The organism is Pseudomonas sp. S37 (assembly GCF_016658545.1).
Lineage (GTDB): Bacteria > Pseudomonadota > Gammaproteobacteria > Pseudomonadales > Pseudomonadaceae > Aquipseudomonas.
The window spans coordinates 120095-136805 of record NZ_JACVZC010000004.1 but is presented as its reverse complement, the minus strand read 5'-3'; the positions used below and the strand labels follow the sequence as shown (position 1 = coordinate 136805).

Genomic DNA, 16711 nt, shown 5'->3' with positions numbered 1-16711 from the left:
GGGCGTCAAGGTAATGTGCTGATTAAATTTCGAGCCTTGATATTTTTTTGGCGATAGGTGAGTAAGAGTCCAATATACCAGAAGGGAACGATATATAGGGCTATACGAGTGTCAGGTTCGAGGGTGAGCAGGCAAAGTACAAAAATCAGGAAGAGTTGAGTTGCCGCTGCTGTAAGCCGGCCACCGGGTAGTTTGAATTTCGAACGACTATGCTCAGTTGGAGAACTTCGGCGGTAGGCGAAGTAAGACAAGATGATAAGCGACCAAGTAACGATGATCATCACAGCAGAGATAGTCGATACGAGCGTGAAGACCGCCATGACGTCCGGGATCACGAACAGCAACGTGAGTGCGATGGTCATGCAAAGTCCCGAAAACATAAGAGCGCGGGTGGGGGTACCGGAGCCCGACAATCTTCCAAAAATCTTGGGTGCCTGATTCTGGTGGGCCAATCCATGCAGCATGCGTGAGCCCGAATAGACCCCGCTGTTCGCGGAGGAAGCTGCAGAGGTCATGACAACAAAGTTAATCATACCGGCAGCAGCTGGCAAACCTCCTAGGAGAAACAGTTCGACAAATGGACTGCGATTCGCAGGTACGAAGGCCCAGGAAGATACGCTGATTATGCAGGCGAGCGCTGCGATGTAAAAAAGCAGAATACGCAGAGGGATGGCGTTGATGGCTTTTGGAAGAGTTTTTTCCGGGTTGTGTGCTTCAGCTGCTGCAGTACCTATAAGCTCAGTACCTACGAACGAGAAGACCGCAATTTGGAAGCCGGCCAAGAAGCCAAAGATTCCGTGCGGCATCATTACGCCGTGTTCGACCAAATGGCCGAAGGATGCGGTCACACCATTTGGCGAGGTGAACGATGTCGCAACCATCACCAAGCCCGTTATCACAAGGGCGACAATGGCGATAATTTTTATTAGTCCAAACCAGAATTCCACTTCACCGAATGCCTTCACCGCTAGCATGTTGAGGGCCACTAGGAGAAACATGGTACCAAACGCTGGTATCCAGGTGGGAAGATCGGGATACCAGTATTGAAGAAAACCAGCGACCACAACCACATCACCAACAGCTACCACTATCCAGCTAAGCCAGTAAGACCAACTGATAATGTAGCCAGCTCGAGGGCCCAAGTGGTGGTGCACAAGCTCTGCGAATGATCCCATCTCCAGGTTGGCGAGAAGCATCTCCCCCATAGCTCGCATGATACAGAAAACAAAGAAGCCGATGATCGCGTAGACCAGTAGAATTGATGAACCGGACATGGCAATCATCTTCCCAGAGCCCATGAATAGGCCTGTTCCGATGGCGCCACTAATGGCAATAAGCTGAATATGCCTATTTTGAAGTCGTCTCTTCAGCGATTGTCGGTCGCTGTTGTTCGCCTCTTGCGAGTGGCATTCGGTATGCATCACGTGACCTCTTGTTCTTTTTGTTAGGGAACGGTTACCCCGCCCTCATGTCGAAGGTGAAATACGTTTAGGGCCATGAAGGTAAGGAATCTGGTTGATGAGGATTGATTATAGGGGAAACACGAAAACGGGCTGAGTGGATGATCATTTTGGAACGAGAGTTTTAGTTGTGACGAAGCACCTTGTGGGTCTGTTTGCGTCCATTTTGCCAGCGGTACTTGTCAACAGGAACATGACAAATTGCCATGCTCAAACCGAAGGCATAGCAAATTGTTCATCTAAATTTGCAATTTGCTATGTTTAGCTGGCCGCACTCGAGATGGTCTACATTTTGAACGTGGACAAGAGAATGCTCGTCTCAGTGTTCTCGATGTGCTGGATAGACCGGATTGTGTTCAGCGCCTTGTCGAATGCCTCTAGGGTTTCAGCCCGCAGTTCAGCCATCAGATCCCAGCGCCCATTGGTCGTATGAATCGCTACCACATTGGGGTGCCCGCGCAGTGCGTGCTTGACCTCAGCGGCGTGGTGGCCGCTGATACTGATGCTGGTAACTGCGCGAACGCCCCGCTCGATGGAGTCGGATTGGAGGCGGACTGTGTAGCCCATGATGATGCCTTGCTCTTCAAGTCTATCGAGGCGGTTTTGAACGGTCGCACGAGCGACCTTCAACTTCTTGGCAAGGGTCATGACAGGGGTACGAGCGTTGTCACGTAGAAGAGCGATCAGCTCCCGATCAGTGTTATCCATAAGCTGAGCACCATGCATTTTGTTGTTTGTGGTGAGCAGATTGTCTAAAAAATTGAGAAATATGGCAACCTGTACGCTTCAAATTGCACCAGTCTTTCATCAGAATTTTGGAGGCGGGAAAAATTCATAAAAAAGCGTTCGCCGAACAACTGAGATCGCGAACGCACTCACAAGGTGCTTAATAATGACGCATTTCATCGACGTTCCTACAATGTCCGATCTCGTTCACGACATCGGCGTAGTTGATTTCTTGGGTGAGCTTTCAGAAGTCATTCGTGAAGACTTCAAACGCTGGCCAGAGTTCGACAAATCTGCTCGTGTAGCTAGCCACTCAGATGTAGGGGTGATCGAATTGATGCCGGTGGCTGATACCAGCCAATATGCGTTCAAATATGTGAACGGTCATCCTTCCAATACGTTCAAAGACTTGCATACCGTAATGGCTTTCGGCGTACTAGCCGATGTGCAGACCGGCTACCCCGTACTGTTGTCCGAACTCACAATCGCTACCGCTTTGCGTACCGCCGCGACTTCGCTGATGGCTGCAAAAGCTTTGGCCCGCCCGAACTCTCGCAAAATGGCCCTAATCGGTAACGGAGCTCAAAGCGAATTCCAAGCTCTGGCTTTCCATAAACACATGGGCATCGAAGAGATCGTGGCCTATGACGTCGATCCACTGGCGACTGCGAAGCTCGTGCGCAATCTGCAGGAATACACCGGCTTGAAGATCACCCGTGCAGAAAGCATCGCTGATGCAGTCCGTGGTGCGGATATCGTGACCACCGTCACAGCTGATAAAGCCTATGCCACCATCATTACTCCGGAAATGCTTGAGCCAGGCATGCACCTCAACGCCGTTGGCGGCGATTGTCCAGGTAAAACTGAACTGCACGCTGATGTGCTGCGCAAATCCCGTGTTTTTGTTGAGTACGAGCCTCAGACCCGCATCGAGGGTGATATCCAACAGCTTGAGTCCGACTCTCCAGTTGTTGACCTGTGGCGGGTACTGACCGGTGAGCAGGAAGGTCGTCAGAGCATTGATCAAGTGACTGTTTTTGATTCCGTTGGTTTTGCACTAGAAGATTACTCGGTGCTGCGTTATGTATTGGAACAGGCCGAGAAACGTGGTGCTGGAACGAAGATTGATTTAGTTCCTTGGGTTGAGGATGATCCGAAGGATCTGTTTAGCCACACACGTGGGCGCTCCGCCAAAAAACGCATCCGACGCGTTGCTTAAATTCAAAATCAGCATCCAACATCGGTATTTCTAGATGGCAATTCCTACGCGTTCGATTCAAGCACCTGCGGCTGTGGTGATGGTTAGGCCACACGCTTTCACTCCTAATCCGGAAACGGCTGCAGACAACTCGTTCCAAAGCTCTAACCCTGATATCGCCGCGCAAACCCTTGCGGAGGTAGCAAGGGAAGAGGTCAGTCAGGCTGCGGGCAAGTTGGAGGCCGAGGGTGTCCGGGTTCATCTCTTCGATGACTTCGGTGAAAACAACACTCCTGACTCGGTGTTCCCGAACAACTGGTTTTCCACCCATCCCGGTGGCCATGTTGCCATCTACTCGATGTACTCACCCAACCGGCGTAGAGAGAGGCGAGTCGACGTCATCGAGATGCTCAAACAAGAGTATCGGGTTCAAGATGTCATCGATTACTCCGGCCTCGAGCGTGACGAGTTGTTTCTGGAGGGCACTGGGGCAATGGTGTTCGATCACATGTGCCGTGTGGCCTATACCGCTCGGTCAAATCGTGCCGACCCTATTGCCCTAGAACGTTTCAGCACCCACTTCAACTTTGAGCCGATGGTTTTTGACACGGCTGACGAGAAGGGTACCCCGATCTATCACACGAACGTCTTGATGTGTGTTGCAACCGAGTTTGCCTTGGTGGGCTTCGATACCTTTACCAACAAGGCCCGTGCCGCCGAGGTTCGAATGAGGCTGATGGAGTCAGGACGAGATGTAATCGATCTGACCAATCAGCAGATAAACGAATTCGCAGGCAATGCCATAGAACTCTCCGGTCGCGATGGTCGAATCCTGGTTCTCTCCCGTCGGGCCTTCAACAGTTTGAAGAGCGAGCAGCGTGAACGGATCGAACGGTCGGCCAGATTGGTGCCTTTGGATGTTCCCACTATCGAGATGGCGGGAGGATCGGTGAGATGCATGATTGCGGGGATTCATCTCTCACCTCGATATTAAACGTTATACCCCACCCAGGCTGGGTGGGGTTACTTGCCCGCAGACGAGAGGGGCTTAAGATCTATAAAACCTCAGCGATAGACTTTGCAACATATTCGAGATTATTATCGTTCAGGCCGGCGATACACAGCCTTCCATTCTCAAGCATATAGATACCGTATCTGTCTCGCAGTATGCGAACCTGATCACGACCAAGATTAGTATAGGCAAACATACCGATCTGAGAAATTAAGTATTCGTGGTTATGATTTGGGGCTTCAGAGCTCAGGCAAGCATGCAATTTGAAGCGTGTGGCATGTAGGCGAGAGCGCATTGAGTCTAGTTCAGTCTGCCAAATATTATATAGCTCGGGGTTGCTCAGGATCTCGCAAACTAAAGCTGAGCCGAAGTTGGGTGGGGTAGAGTATGTTGAGCGAATGCACAACTTTAGTTGTCCAAGGACTCGTTCAGTTAGTTCTGGATTTGTGCAGATGACTGACAGTGAGCCAACACGCTCGCCGTATAGCGAAAATACTTTGGAGAATGAATTCGCAACCAGTGCTGTCACTCCACTTGATGCTACGATCTTAAAAACTTTTGAATCATGCTCAAAACCTTTTCCCAGTCCTAGGTAAGCGGCGTCCAACAACGGAATAAGCTTGAGTTTGCCACAAATACTGAAGATTGTTTGCCACTGCTCCAGCGAGAGATCTAGCCCGGTTGGGTTATGGCAGCAAGCATGCAGTACGATAATGTCGTATGAAGATGCGGATTGAAGCGTTTTTATTAAATGTGCGAAATCAATGCTGCAGTTGTCGGGAGACTTGTAGGGATAGTGCATGATTTTGAATCCTGCGCTAGAAAATATGCCTGCATGATTGTCCCATGTTGGCGAGCTTAGCCAAGCTCGGCTGTTTGGGTATGTTCGTGCCATAAAGTCAGCTGCTATTCTAAGAGCGCCTGACCCGCCAATCGATTGAATGGTTACGATTTTTGATTTGTCTGATATATACCCAAATAAATGGTTTTGTACAAGGTCTCGATACTTGGGACTACCTTCAATCGGCAAGTAGAAATTTCCAAGATTTTCCTGTGCGTCAAGAAAGGCTTTCGCCGCTTTAACCGATTTAAGTTTAGGAATGTTGCCCGCCTCGTCATGGTATAGGCCTACGCTGAGGTTGACTTTTTTCGCTCGGTGATCGCGCTTGTAGTGATCCATAATGGAAAGAATCGGATCGCCCGCATAGGGTTTTAAGTGATCAAATATCATTATCAATCTCGTGTTATTTATCGTGCACATCAATGAAATTGTGGGTTCTGGATTGCCAGTGCTTGCGGTTACTTGGTTTAAATTGGTTTCTTAATAGAGTTTATTTTGGGCTGTTTATCGGTTTCTCCTAGATCCCAGAACACACCTGTGGCTGCTTTCAAACCTTGTTCAACGATGTCGAGCAATACATGCTCGTCAGGAGCGTGTTGCTTACAGGAAGGGTAGGAGTGGGGCAACCAGACAGTGGGAAGTTGCAGAACGTCGGAAAAGCAATGGTTAGGGATAGTGCCCCCAAGGTTTGGCAGGATACATACAGGTAAATTCAGAGATTTGCTCACTGAATCAGAAACGAAGTTCACCCACGGATGATCAATGTCCAAGCGGGTAGCTGCATAGCCACCTTCAAGTACAACTGTTACCTCGTTAAAGCCTTGCTCATCTAAGTGAGTACGCAAATTATCAATCAGATTTTTCCAATCTGTCCCAGGGACGAAGCGTAATTGGCAGACTATTTCGGCTTTACCCGGAACTGCTCCGATGACATTAATGGTATCCCCCGCATGTATCCCCACAATTTCCAGCGTGTTATAGCCATACAATTGCTCGCCGGCTGTGAGGCTTGGTTCCCCCCAGTTTGGATTTAGTAATGGGTCAAAATCTTGACCGCCAACCGGTAGGTCGCGAATGAGCGTTGAGATTTCTGATGTGAGAGCTGGCGGCTTAAGAAATTCCAGCAATAACTGACCGCTGCCTGAAACTATTGTTGATAAAGCATTGCAAAGAACGATTGCCGGGTTAGTTATAATTCCGCCCCAGTTTCCGGAGTGTCGAGAACCATTTTTAGTATCTAAGGAAAGACGAAACTGACATACACCACGAGATCCAAGGAAAATGGTGGGTATGTCATGACGCACGCGGGGCCCATCGGAAGCCAAAAATAGGTCAGCAGACAGCAAGTCTGCGTTTTGTTTACAGGTTAATTCGAGTCCTGGTGAGCCTATCTCTTCGGCCATTTCAAAAATTATTTTGATGTTGAAGCCCAAGCGTTTATTTCGAGTTCGCCAAACAGCTTCAATGGCGGTCAGATTGATCGTATGCTGACCTTTGTTGTCCGCCGTTCCACGACCATATAGTCGGTCTTCTTCCGCAGTTAGAGTCCAGGGGCTGACGCCGTTATGCCATTTCCCTTCTTGTCCAGCCGTCACATCGCCGTGAGCGTAAGTTAGTAATGTCAACAAAGAAGGCGATTCAATGCGCTCAGCGAACAAAAGTGGTGGCTTTCCTCGGACAGGATTCTCTAGTATCTTGCATTTAAAGTCCATTCGTTCTAGGGTGGGCCGGATCTCATGTTCAAGGTACTCCCTGAGAATCGTCGCGCTTTCTGGATTCTGACTCTCAGTTTGCAAGGAAATCCTGCGTTGAAGGATTGAATGAAGTTTTCCGCTTTTGAAATAATCCATAGCTGTGTTGATTGCAGTTGTTCGTGAGGCGTTAACGATTGTATGCATTTCATTCTCCGGTTGTACGTGGCATCAAATTGCAAGCTAAATGCTCGACCGTTGGCTTTTGGCAGGTTAATGTATGGTCTAAGCTTTCAACAATTATCAAGTTTTCAAGCGTGATTTGTCTTTTTAGCAAACCTGCTTCTGAGATGATTTGGAGAAAATAGTGGAAAAAATATTGCTCGATCTTTCCGTTAGGTATTTTCACAGCGTGGCTAGGACAGGCTCTCTGTCCGCCGCTGCAGAGGAGCTTCATGTTGCTGTTTCAGCTGTAAGTCGCCAAATAAGTAACTTGGAAGAGGCTCTAGGATTGCCGCTATTCGAGCGCAAGCCTCGGGGGATGCAATTAACTGGTCAGGGAGAAATATTATTGGCCTACGCTAATCGTAATCATTTAGAGATTTCAAATGTTATTGCGGAAATGCGAGGATTACATACACTACAGCAGAAAAAAATTTCCATTGCTTGCCCGGAAGGTATTGCTTGGGAGCTTCTGCCACGGGTTTGCGCGCAGTTTCGCTCACTTCATCCAGGAGCAAGCTTCGATCTCCAAGTAGTCGATTCCTCCCGAGCGTCGCAGTTGGTGAAAGACGGCGTGGCGGATATCGCACTGACTTTTAGTTTGACTCCTATACTGGGGGTTGAGGTTACTCTCAGTTGTGAGGCGCCTATCTATGCTCTGATGAAATCTGATCATGTACTTGCCGCAACGGGGTATGTGTCGGTGCTGGAGTTGGCCGATTACCCGCTTGCTCTACCCTACGAGGACTCCACCATTCGCTACTTGTTCGACATTGCCTGTCACTTACAAGGTGTATCTATTTCACCAGCGTATACCAGTCATTCGCTCGGAGCTATTTACAATGCTGTTATTAATTCCAGTGACGTTATCGCTTTGAGTGGGATCGCCACTGTGAGTGGCGTGATAGATAGGGATGGCCTAGTACTGGTGCCTATAAAAGACTCGCAGCTGCGGCAGCGCAGCCTCCAGGTTCAGATAATGTCTGGACGAAAGTTTCCCGCGTTAATCCTAGACTTTCTCATCCATTTGGAAGAAAAACTTATCGCGGCAGGGAGCTCGCCCGTCCATCACAGTCTTACCGAAGGCTCACGGCGTAAGTCAGGGCAATCCGGTTTTCTTCGTAACGCGAGGAGCCGCGCACGTTGACCCCAATATTCATCCAACTAAGCCCCAAGCCTTCAAAATATCCGCTTTGTACAGCATAGCTCAGTATGAACGCTCTTTCGGTCTCTCGACTTTGGTCAGCTAACGATATGGAATTCCCTTCTATCCATCGAGCTGTCCACCTTAATCCAACTAAGCCCTGTGCGGAAAAATCATAGTCATGCCGTAATTGCCATGAGCGTTCACCTGGTTTTACAAATCCTAATGCTGACCAATTTACCAAATATGGCGCAGGAGTGTAGTTGTTTAGTGTCGGGAAAGGATCTTTGCCCAGCATCCGCTGGTATGCTAGGGTCATCACATGTCCATCTTTGGCAATGCTCGACTTGATTCCATATGAGCGATTATCAATGCGTCCGGCTGTCTTTTCCTCCAATTCTTTGTTGTCGTAGTATCGTGCATCGGTTTTTATTTTGAGCTTATCGCGAATAAGCAATTCGTAGCTGGCTCCGAAATAATATTGTCGGTAGATGTTGTCCAGTTGAGCGTAGTAAATGTCTGTCGTCAGGTTGGAGGCCATAAGATTAGAAGCCCCAATGAAAGTAAGGTCGTCACTTGACTGTGCTGGTGAGTCTCCCCATAGATATAAATTTTCTCGATTTGACGATTCGCGACCAGTGATGCTCCATATTTTGCCTCCTGTGATTGTAGTGTTTGTAATTTCTCTTGTCTCCAATATTGCTCCTTCAAAGCGCGTGGGTAGTTGGCGGCTGGGGTCGTAAGAAATTATAGGAAGACTAGGATGAAGCTCACCAATTCGAAGTTCAGTTTCCGAGTGTCGTATTTTCATTGTGCCGCTTAGACGGCCATATTGTCCTACAGGGGAGCCATCAGCTTTTGCTGGAAGAACCCCATCTGGCGAGCGTGCTTTACTACCATCAAGGCGGAAGGCGTAGTCGGCATTAAGGTCTAAGCCTAGCTGAAGAGGCGTATCAGTATAGCCAGATTTAAATTGCAATATGAACCCTTGCGTCCAGCTGCCAGTGCGCGATTTAACAGCATCATGATTCTTGAAGTTTCGGTCTATATATAAGTTTTTGACGTCAAGCTTCAATTCGCTTTTATCAAAAATGCTAGCGTTTGCTTTTTCTTGTGTGAAAGCAATTAAAAATATCGTTCCGAGTAAATGATGTCGTACTGAAGGCATGGCTATGTCCCGGGTTGTTGTTATTTTATTTTAGGTGCGGCCATTGCCGGAGCGCTAACTATCTGCTCCGGCACATCTGTAGTGTTTAGGTGTCTTCTAGAATGCAATGACTGTCTGATTTTACTCGGTTGTTAGCTTTCTCTTTATTCCGAACAAGGAGATCAGGCTCAATAGGCCAGTTGTAAGTAGATACCAGCTTGGCGCCATTGTGTCATTGCTGATGTCTATAAGCCATGTTATGAAGAATGGCGTGAAACTACCAAAAATAGTGGTGCCAATGTTGTAGCTCAGAGCCATGCCAGTGGCTCGCACGGCGGTTGGGAATAACTCTGACATCAATGCAGGTAGGCCGCCAAAGTAAACGCATTTCAGTACTGTCATCCAAAAAAGTACTAAAAGCAGCGATGGTAGAGTTGGCTCATGCGACAGGAACACGAACGCGGGATAAATGGTGCATGTGAATACAATGACCGACCAGAACATTAAGCGTGTACGACCTATTGAGTCGCTCAGATGGCCTATAAATGGCGTTAAGATGGCCAGGACTGCGCCGCTTAATAACGTTCCCGTAAAGCCGACTGATGCGGTGAGGCCTAAATTTTTCACAGCATATGTTGGCATAAATATGATCACATAACTCACTGAAGTGGACATGATTAAAGAGCCAATTGCGAGTGCTAGTGAAGCTTTATGCGTTTTCAAAATGGCACTGATGGGTGCATGGCTATGACTGCTTTTGCTGAACTCTTCCGCATCTTGTATGTGCTTGCGGATGTAAAGACCAATTGGGCCTATTAGTAATCCAAAGAGGAATGGTATGCGCCATCCCCAGCTTTCCAGCTGGGATTGAGTTAGCATGGAGCTTAATGCTATTCCAAATCCTGAGGCTAGTAATGCGCTAATACCTTGACTCGCAAACATAAAGCTTGAGATGAGCCCTTTTCGCTCTGGAGCATGCTCAACCAGCAGTGCCGTTGCACTGCCGAACTCTCCCCCGGCTGAAAAGCCTTGAATAAGCCGAGCGGCGAAAATACCAATAGGGGCTAGGATCCCAATTGTCTCAAAGGTCGGCATGGTCGCTATGATAAAAGTCCCTGCCATCATCAACCATATTGAAACAAGCATTGCGGACTTACGCCCGACGCGATCTGCATATGATCCAAGTACAATGGCGCCTAAAGGCCTTATAAGGTAAGATGCGGCGAATGTACCTAATGCCAGTAATAGTGATACAGTTTCGTCATTGCTTGGGAAAAACAACTTGGAAATTGTCATGGCGAAAAAGCCATATACTATCAAGTCGAACCATTCAAGTGCGTTGCCGATTGATGATGCTACCACAAGTTTGTATAGCTTGTTTTGCGGCAGTCGACCGGCCACGGTGTTATTTGTTGCCTGCGCAGTTGTCATTGTTATTAAGCTCTCCGGCAGTATAGAGTGGCAAAGGAGGACGGTGTGCAGCCTCCATGTGATCCTAGGAGCCAAGAAGCCTTACCACAATTATGCTTTTCAGAAGCATTCCTTGCCGTACAGGCAAACCTACTCCAGATGCTGTGCCGGATGGGATTGAGCGCTTGGTAGGCTCAAAAATGGCGTGGGTGCCAGAAATTTAGGCGAGATGTTAGAGGGCGGCGCTTCTTGATCACTAGCTAGAATAAGTAAGATAGCGTTAGCAGAGCGCGGCTGGGCTCGCCACCCCAAATCTAACTGGAGAGCCGATCGATAAGTGTTAATTTTCCATCTTTATGTGCCTGGGTGTCTTGGTTTCTTTGTATGGGTTTCTGTACCTTGGGTTATAAAGTCTGTGTTTAACAATTTTTCTGTGATGGCGAGTCTAGATTTAAACTAAAATCCCCGCTCGAGAGCGTAATGCTGTTCACTTAGGGCTGCTTTGCAGCCCATCGCGGCACAAGGCCGCTCCTACACCGACCGCGTAAGCCAACATCTCAGGGCTCACGCGGTCATTGTGGGAGCGGCCTTGTGCCGCGAAAGGGCCGCACAGCGGCCCCGGCGATCTTAAGTGAACAGCATTACGCTCGAGAGCGGGGATTTTTCAAAAAATTTTACTGTCGTAGCCCTGCAGCGTGTTCACTGCGTTAATACCTATTTCGTCTACCATATAGCCGCCCTCCATCACGAACAGAGTTGGGATACCTACTTCGGCAATGGCTTCCCCCATTTGAATAAAGTTTTCGCTGGTCAAGCGAAAGTGGCTGATAGGATCGTGCTCGAAGGTGTCAACTCCAAGAGAGATGATCAGGAAGTCGGGCTGGTGAGCCTGTACGCGCTTCAGAGAGTCCGCCAATGCCACGCTGAACGTGTCCCACTGTGTGCCTCGAGGCAGCGGGTAGTTAGCATTGAAGCCTTCACCGATACCTACGCCTTTCTCATCTGCGAACCCCGAGAAGTAGGGGTAGGAGACAGAAGGATCACCATGGATAGAGGCGAAGAAGACATCGTTCCGGTCGTAGAAGATGTTCTGCGTGCCGTTGCCGTGATGGAAATCCACGTCCAGAATTGCGACACGCTTTGCACCACGACGAAGGCAGCGTTCTGCCGCGATAGCAGCATTGTTTAGGTAGCAGTAGCCACCCATGTATTCCCGAGCGGCGTGGTGCCCTGGCGGGCGGCACAAAGCGAATGCACCAAGCTCCCCTTCTATCACCCGCTCCATTCCTGTCAAAGCGACATCTGCGCTACTGCGGACGGCTTCCCAAGTTCCCTGGGTGATAGGTGCACCGGCGTCCATAGCGTAAAAGCCCAGCTTGCCATCAATGAATCCTGGTTCCTTATCGATGGCCAAGTCACGCACTGGCCATACAAGGGGCAGTGCGTCATGCGTTTTTCCGGTGGCCACCCACTCCTGCCAAGCGTTTTCCAGGAACGTCACGTAACGCTCGCTGTGTGCTGGGACATAGTTGGAACGGTCGAAGCGCTGCTCTGAAATGACATCGCCAAGGCCCTCGCTTTTAACGCGAGCCAGGACGGTATCTGCTCTTTGCGGATTTTCAAACGACGGTTTCAAGGATCCATCCTTGAGTTCTGTGCCGTGATGAAGCCGGTGGTTGGAGCTAAAAATGGTGATCACTATTTTTGTTCCTAGATCGTATTGTCGGTGACAAAAATATTCCCTCTTCTGATGAAAAATTGCTTTGCTTTAGACTCCCATCACAGGGGGGTAACTGAAATTATTTTCTAGTGAGCATGAGGTTGTTGAAAGATTTTTGTTTTTCTACACCTAATGGCCCGGTTCAATGGGCACATAGTCTTTAGACCCTAATCTTCAGCAGCCGCCAATTACTCAACCGATATGGCTGGTAGGGTTGCGAGCAAGCGGTGAGGAAGGGGATAAGTCTCGATATGAGCTTTGAATGCGTCCAGAAACGTTCTCTCTGCTGCAGTCCGTTGAGCATCTTCATGCCATAGAAAGTAGAGATTTGCGGTACAGACTCCCTCATCCGGAGGGAGACGCCAGAGCCTACCTTCCTCTAGGTCAGCTTGGACGCTATGTTCAGGGAGACAACCAATGCCGAAGCCAGCTACTAGGAGACGTTTGACCTCATCGTACTGAGAAGAGCTTGCTACTACCGTTCCCGAGAACCCTCGCTGATCCCGGAAGATCGTGAGTGGGGACAAGCTATCGCCAAGTGCATCGCTGGTGAAAGAAACGAAATTCTCACCCAGAAGATCCTCCATCGTGAGGTCGGATTTGCCATAGAGGTCATGGTATTGGCCGCAGAACAAGCCGTAGGTCTGCTGCAGGAAAATTTTGTGCTCCAATCGCTTTGGGATTTGCTTGCAAAGGGCGATTCCAGCAGTGGCACCTTTCTGCTGGATGATCTTAACAATTTCACTGCTGGGCATGACCTCAAGCTCAACTTCGATGCGGGGATGAGCCTTATGAAACTTTGCCCAGAACGCGTCGTAGACGGCGGAGTGGATGCGGCTTGCGACCAACACGTTGATCCTGCCCACGGTCTGCTCTTCCGCATCTGAAACGTTGCTCGCCAACTGAGCCACATTGCCATAAATGGTATCGGCGGCGGCCAGCACCTCTTCCCCTGCAGCCGTGAGGTAGAACCGACTATGGTGACGCTCGATCAACCGTCGCCCGAACTGATCCTCAAGCCGGCGTAGCGCCTGGCTTACGGCGGATTGGGTGACGTGCAATTTTACCGCAGCAGAGCTGATGCTTTTCTCTCTTGCGATCACCAGAAAAGTCCGAAGTAGATTCCAGTCAAGGCGATCACTGATACGGTGATTTTTGTCTTTCATCTGCGGCCATCATTTCACTTATTTCCGGGTTGCTATGTAGCAAACCTCATTCAGCGACCCTAGCACAAGACATTAATTTAACTAATGTTCAGCTTAAGAATACGGAAATTGACCGAATGTCTCGGTGAGCGCATAAATCTCACAACAAATCTAAGAGAGGCCTTCACCATGACCGGGACATCCCATGTGCCGGCTGCAAAACAGCCCGTGCGCGCTGCCACTGCAGCATTCATTGGTACCACAATCGAGTGGTACGATTTTTATATCTATGCGACAGCAGCAGCTTTGGTCTTCGGGAAGGTTTTCTTCCCTACGGGTGATGCGTTCTTGAGCACCATGGCGGCATTCGGCACCTTTGCTGTTGGGTTCCTGGCACGCCCCTTGGGCGGGTTCGTCTTTGGCCACTTGGGCGACCGTGTTGGTCGTAAGAAAGCCCTCATGGTCACTTTGGTCATCATGGGCATTGCGACAGTTGGCATCGGCCTTCTGCCCAGTTATGAACAGGCTGGCATTCTGGCTCCGATCCTCTTGATTGTGTTGCGTCTGGCTCAAGGCTTGGCGGTCGGCGGAGAGTGGGGCGGGGCAGTGCTTATGGCGGGCGAACATGCCTCGGCCAAACGCCGAACCTTCGCTGCCTCTTTTGCACAGCTGGGTAGCCCGGCTGGCTTGATTCTTTCGTTGCTGGCTTTCCGCATGGTCACTTCCATGGACGAAGCTGATTTCGTTAGCTGGGGTTGGCGCATCCCGTTCTTGATCAGTGCTGTGCTTCTCCTGGTCGGCTACTTCATCCGAATTGGCGTCAGTGAGTCTCCAGATTTCGCCAAAGTGCTGGAGGAAAAAGAAACCACTGAGATTCCTGCACGAGAAGTGTTCCGGACTGCATGGCGCACGCTTCTCCTGTGCATGGGCGTTTGTACCGTGGCGATTGGCGGTATCTACTTCACCAATACCTTCATGTTGTCCTATGCCTCCCAAACGCTGGGACTGGATCGCCGGATGATCTTGGATTGCCTGTTCGTCGTCGCGATCATCCAGTTCTTCATTCAGCCGCTGGCCGCATGGTTTGCTGAAACTGTTGGCACGTCTCGGGTGCTGATCTTCGCTGCTGCAGCATCGGTGGCTGCGCCGTACCCAATGTTCATGCTGGTCAGCCAAGGCACCAGCCTCAGCATCATCGTCGGTATCGCTATTGTTCTGGTCTTCATGGCCGCCATTTACTCGGCTATGGCGGGCTTCATCAGCTCTGCATTCGAGACCCGGATTCGTTACACCGGGATCTCCCTTTCCTACCAATTCTGCGGTGCGATTGCTGGTGGCCTGACTCCTTTGATTGGCACCTGGCTGACCCACATCTACCCCAATCAGTGGTTCCCTCTCGCCGTTTTCTACTCCGTGCTTTCGGCGATCACCTTGGTTTCCGTGATCGGCCTGTCGATTCACAAGAGGCGTCGTGACCCGCATCTTGGCACTGCGACTGCCCATCAGGCCTGACCCGTAAACCTTTCATAAAAACCAATCTAGGAATCAACCATGACTAGCACTACCGGTCAGAATCAGCTGACGCCTGAACAGGTTCATCGCATCCTGAAAGCAGTCGATGACAACTTCGACGCTCAATTGCGATTCACCCAAGATCTCGTTCGCATCCCGTCGTTGCGTGAGCAGGAACACACTGCCCAGGACTTCCTCTACGAGGCCATGCACAAGCGCGGCTTTTCGATGGATCGTTGGAAGATCGACGTGGAGGACATCAAGTCCCACCCAGGCTTCGGGCCCGTTACCGTCTCCTACGAAAACGCCTTCAACGTTGTAGGCACCTATCGTCCTGAGCAGCAGACTGGGCGTTCGCTGATCTTGAATGGTCATATCGACGTGGTTCCAACCGGCCCGGTCGAAAACTGGGCCCGCTCTCCTTGGGATCCAGCGATCATCGACGGTTGGCTGTATGGTCGCGGTTCGGCGGACATGAAAGCCGGTCTCGTAGCGAACCTGTTTGCCTACGACGCTATCAAGGCCGCCGGCTATGCACCTGGGGCCCCGATTTACTTCCAGTCGGTGGTCGAGGAAGAATGCACCGGCAATGGTGCGCTTGCAGCGCTGCTTCGTGGTTACAAGGCGGATGCCGTCATCATTCCTGAGCCTGAAGAGAACATGCTGGTTCGGGCCAACGTGGGTGTGCTCTGGTTCAAGGTCAAGGTCAAGGGCCGTCCAACGCACAACCGCGAAATGGAGACTGGCGTTAACGCCATCGATGCTGCCTACGCCGCCATGGAAGCTCTACGCAAGATCGAGTCTAAATGGAACGGTCAGCACCATTGCCATCGTCACTTCGAGCATCTGGATCACCCGATTAATTTCAACATCGGCAAGATCGTTGGCGGCGACTGGCCTTCGACTGTACCACCATGGTGCGAATTCGAAGTGCGTGCCGCCATCTACCCTGGCACCACTGCCGATGAAGCCCGTGCCGAGATCGAGGCATGCCTGGCCGAGGCTGCATCTGATCCTCGCCTTGGTGGTCTTGCTCCTGAGGTCACCTTCAACGGCTTCTACGCCGAGGGCTACGTGCTGGAGGAAGGTTCTGACGCTGAAAACACTCTGCGCGATTGCCACCGGATCGCGTTCGAGAGTGAGCTTGAGTCCTTCACCACGCCTGGTTACCTCGATGCTCGTGTTTTCGTTATCTACGGCGACATGCCTACGCTCGTTTACGGGCCCAAGTCGCTGGACATCCATGGATTTGATGAGCGTGTGCACATCGAGTCCCTGAGACTGATCACGAAAAGCATCGCATTGTTTATTGCTCAATGGTGCAACCTGCAGGATTGATACGCGCTCTATTGCTCCTAGCCTGGCGGGATGCCAGGCACTTTGGATGGGTCTCACCCTCCTTGCCCCGTCAGGATGACCGCTTGTCGGGGCTTTTTTTTAGATTCTGAAAGATCGGATCACTTCCGGCGCGATGGAATTCGCA

General features: G+C 50.2%; 13 protein-coding genes. 5 read left to right on the top strand and 8 right to left on the bottom strand.

Annotated features, from left to right (window positions below; genetic code table 11):
- Nucleotides 1-5: 5 nt before the first annotated feature.
- Together IAE39_RS03105 and IAE39_RS03100 are read right to left on the bottom strand one after the other, a co-directional pair.
- Nucleotides 6-1421 carry an amino acid permease gene (locus tag IAE39_RS03105; protein WP_201199286.1) on the bottom strand — a complete coding sequence of 472 codons (1416 nt, stop codon included), beginning with the start codon at nucleotides 1419-1421 and terminating at the stop codon, nucleotides 6-8.
- 324 nt (nucleotides 1422-1745) lie between these two features.
- Nucleotides 1746-2168 (bottom strand): Lrp/AsnC family transcriptional regulator, encoded by a 423-nt coding sequence (locus IAE39_RS03100; RefSeq protein WP_201199284.1) that lies wholly within the window; start codon nucleotides 2166-2168, stop codon nucleotides 1746-1748.
- A gap of 184 nt (nucleotides 2169-2352) precedes the next feature.
- Here IAE39_RS03100 and IAE39_RS03095 point away from each other — a divergent pair, with 184 nt between their 5' ends.
- Nucleotides 2353-3405 carry an ornithine cyclodeaminase gene (locus tag IAE39_RS03095; protein WP_201199282.1) on the top strand — a complete coding sequence of 351 codons (1053 nt, stop codon included), beginning with the start codon at nucleotides 2353-2355 and terminating at the stop codon, nucleotides 3403-3405.
- Between the two features lie 34 nt (nucleotides 3406-3439).
- Nucleotides 3440-4378: a citrulline utilization hydrolase CtlX gene (gene ctlX, locus IAE39_RS03090; protein ID WP_236548377.1), complete on the top strand. Its 939-nt coding sequence runs from the start codon at nucleotides 3440-3442 to the stop codon at nucleotides 4376-4378.
- 61 nt (nucleotides 4379-4439) lie between these two features.
- Here the strand turns inward: ctlX and IAE39_RS03085 are convergent, their stop codons facing one another.
- Nucleotides 4440-5627, bottom strand: coding sequence for an amino acid aminotransferase (locus IAE39_RS03085; protein ID WP_201199280.1), 1188 nt, complete (start codon nucleotides 5625-5627; stop codon nucleotides 4440-4442).
- 77 nt (nucleotides 5628-5704) lie between these two features.
- Nucleotides 5705-7135 carry a M20 family metallopeptidase gene (locus IAE39_RS03080; protein WP_201199278.1) on the bottom strand — a complete coding sequence of 477 codons (1431 nt, stop codon included), beginning with the start codon at nucleotides 7133-7135 and terminating at the stop codon, nucleotides 5705-5707.
- Between the two features lie 160 nt (nucleotides 7136-7295).
- On the opposite strand from IAE39_RS03080, the gene IAE39_RS03075 reads away from it, so the two are divergent.
- Nucleotides 7296-8297, top strand: a complete 1002-nt coding sequence (locus IAE39_RS03075; RefSeq protein ID WP_201199277.1) for a LysR family transcriptional regulator — start codon at nucleotides 7296-7298, stop codon at nucleotides 8295-8297.
- Here the strand turns inward: IAE39_RS03075 and IAE39_RS03070 are convergent.
- The 4 genes from IAE39_RS03070 to IAE39_RS03055 all read right to left on the bottom strand — a co-directional run bounded on the left by IAE39_RS03070 (nucleotide 8227) and on the right by IAE39_RS03055 (nucleotide 13737).
- Entirely contained in the window at nucleotides 8227-9462 is a 1236-nt protein-coding gene (locus IAE39_RS03070; RefSeq protein WP_201199276.1) for an OprD family outer membrane porin, read from the bottom strand. The genes IAE39_RS03075 and IAE39_RS03070 overlap by 71 nt on opposite strands.
- 120 nt (nucleotides 9463-9582) lie before the next feature.
- On the bottom strand, nucleotides 9583-10872 hold the full coding sequence (locus IAE39_RS03065) for an MFS transporter (RefSeq protein WP_201199275.1): 1290 nt from the start codon (nucleotides 10870-10872) through the stop codon (nucleotides 9583-9585).
- 643 nt (nucleotides 10873-11515) lie between these two features.
- Nucleotides 11516-12550: a histone deacetylase family protein gene (locus IAE39_RS03060; protein ID WP_201199274.1), complete on the bottom strand. Its 1035-nt coding sequence runs from the start codon at nucleotides 12548-12550 to the stop codon at nucleotides 11516-11518.
- 209 nt (nucleotides 12551-12759) lie between these two features.
- Complete coding sequence (locus IAE39_RS03055) at nucleotides 12760-13737, bottom strand: LysR family transcriptional regulator (protein ID WP_201199273.1); 978 nt, start codon at nucleotides 13735-13737, stop codon at nucleotides 12760-12762.
- A 168-nt stretch (nucleotides 13738-13905) separates the two neighbouring features.
- On the opposite strand from IAE39_RS03055, the gene IAE39_RS03050 reads away from it, so the two are divergent.
- Together IAE39_RS03050 and IAE39_RS03045 are read left to right on the top strand one after the other, a co-directional pair.
- A complete protein-coding gene (locus IAE39_RS03050; protein WP_201199272.1) occupies nucleotides 13906-15228 on the top strand; it encodes an MFS transporter in 1323 nt (440 codons plus the stop codon).
- A gap of 39 nt (nucleotides 15229-15267) precedes the next feature.
- Complete coding sequence (locus tag IAE39_RS03045) at nucleotides 15268-16566, top strand: ArgE/DapE family deacylase (protein WP_201199270.1); 1299 nt, start codon at nucleotides 15268-15270, stop codon at nucleotides 16564-16566.
- Nucleotides 16567-16711 lie beyond the last annotated feature (145 nt).

Coding starts and splice junctions, on each gene's coding strand:
- IAE39_RS03065 (WP_201199275.1), bottom strand. CDS start 10,872: ATGACAACTGCGCAGGCAACAAATAACACCGTGGCCGGTCGACTGCCG.
- IAE39_RS03095 (WP_201199282.1), top strand. CDS start 2,353: ATGACGCATTTCATCGACGTTCCTACAATGTCCGATCTCGTTCACGAC.
- IAE39_RS03100 (WP_201199284.1), bottom strand. CDS start 2,168: ATGGATAACACTGATCGGGAGCTGATCGCTCTTCTACGTGACAACGCT.
- IAE39_RS03050 (WP_201199272.1), top strand. CDS start 13,906: ATGACCGGGACATCCCATGTGCCGGCTGCAAAACAGCCCGTGCGCGCT.
- IAE39_RS03055 (WP_201199273.1), bottom strand. CDS start 13,737: ATGAAAGACAAAAATCACCGTATCAGTGATCGCCTTGACTGGAATCTA.
- IAE39_RS03105 (WP_201199286.1), bottom strand. CDS start 1,421: ATGCATACCGAATGCCACTCGCAAGAGGCGAACAACAGCGACCGACAA.
- IAE39_RS03070 (WP_201199276.1), bottom strand. CDS start 9,462: ATGCCTTCAGTACGACATCATTTACTCGGAACGATATTTTTAATTGCT.
- IAE39_RS03045 (WP_201199270.1), top strand. CDS start 15,268: ATGACTAGCACTACCGGTCAGAATCAGCTGACGCCTGAACAGGTTCAT.
- IAE39_RS03085 (WP_201199280.1), bottom strand. CDS start 5,627: ATGATATTTGATCACTTAAAACCCTATGCGGGCGATCCGATTCTTTCC.
- ctlX (WP_236548377.1), top strand. CDS start 3,440: ATGGCAATTCCTACGCGTTCGATTCAAGCACCTGCGGCTGTGGTGATG.
- IAE39_RS03080 (WP_201199278.1), bottom strand. CDS start 7,135: ATGCATACAATCGTTAACGCCTCACGAACAACTGCAATCAACACAGCT.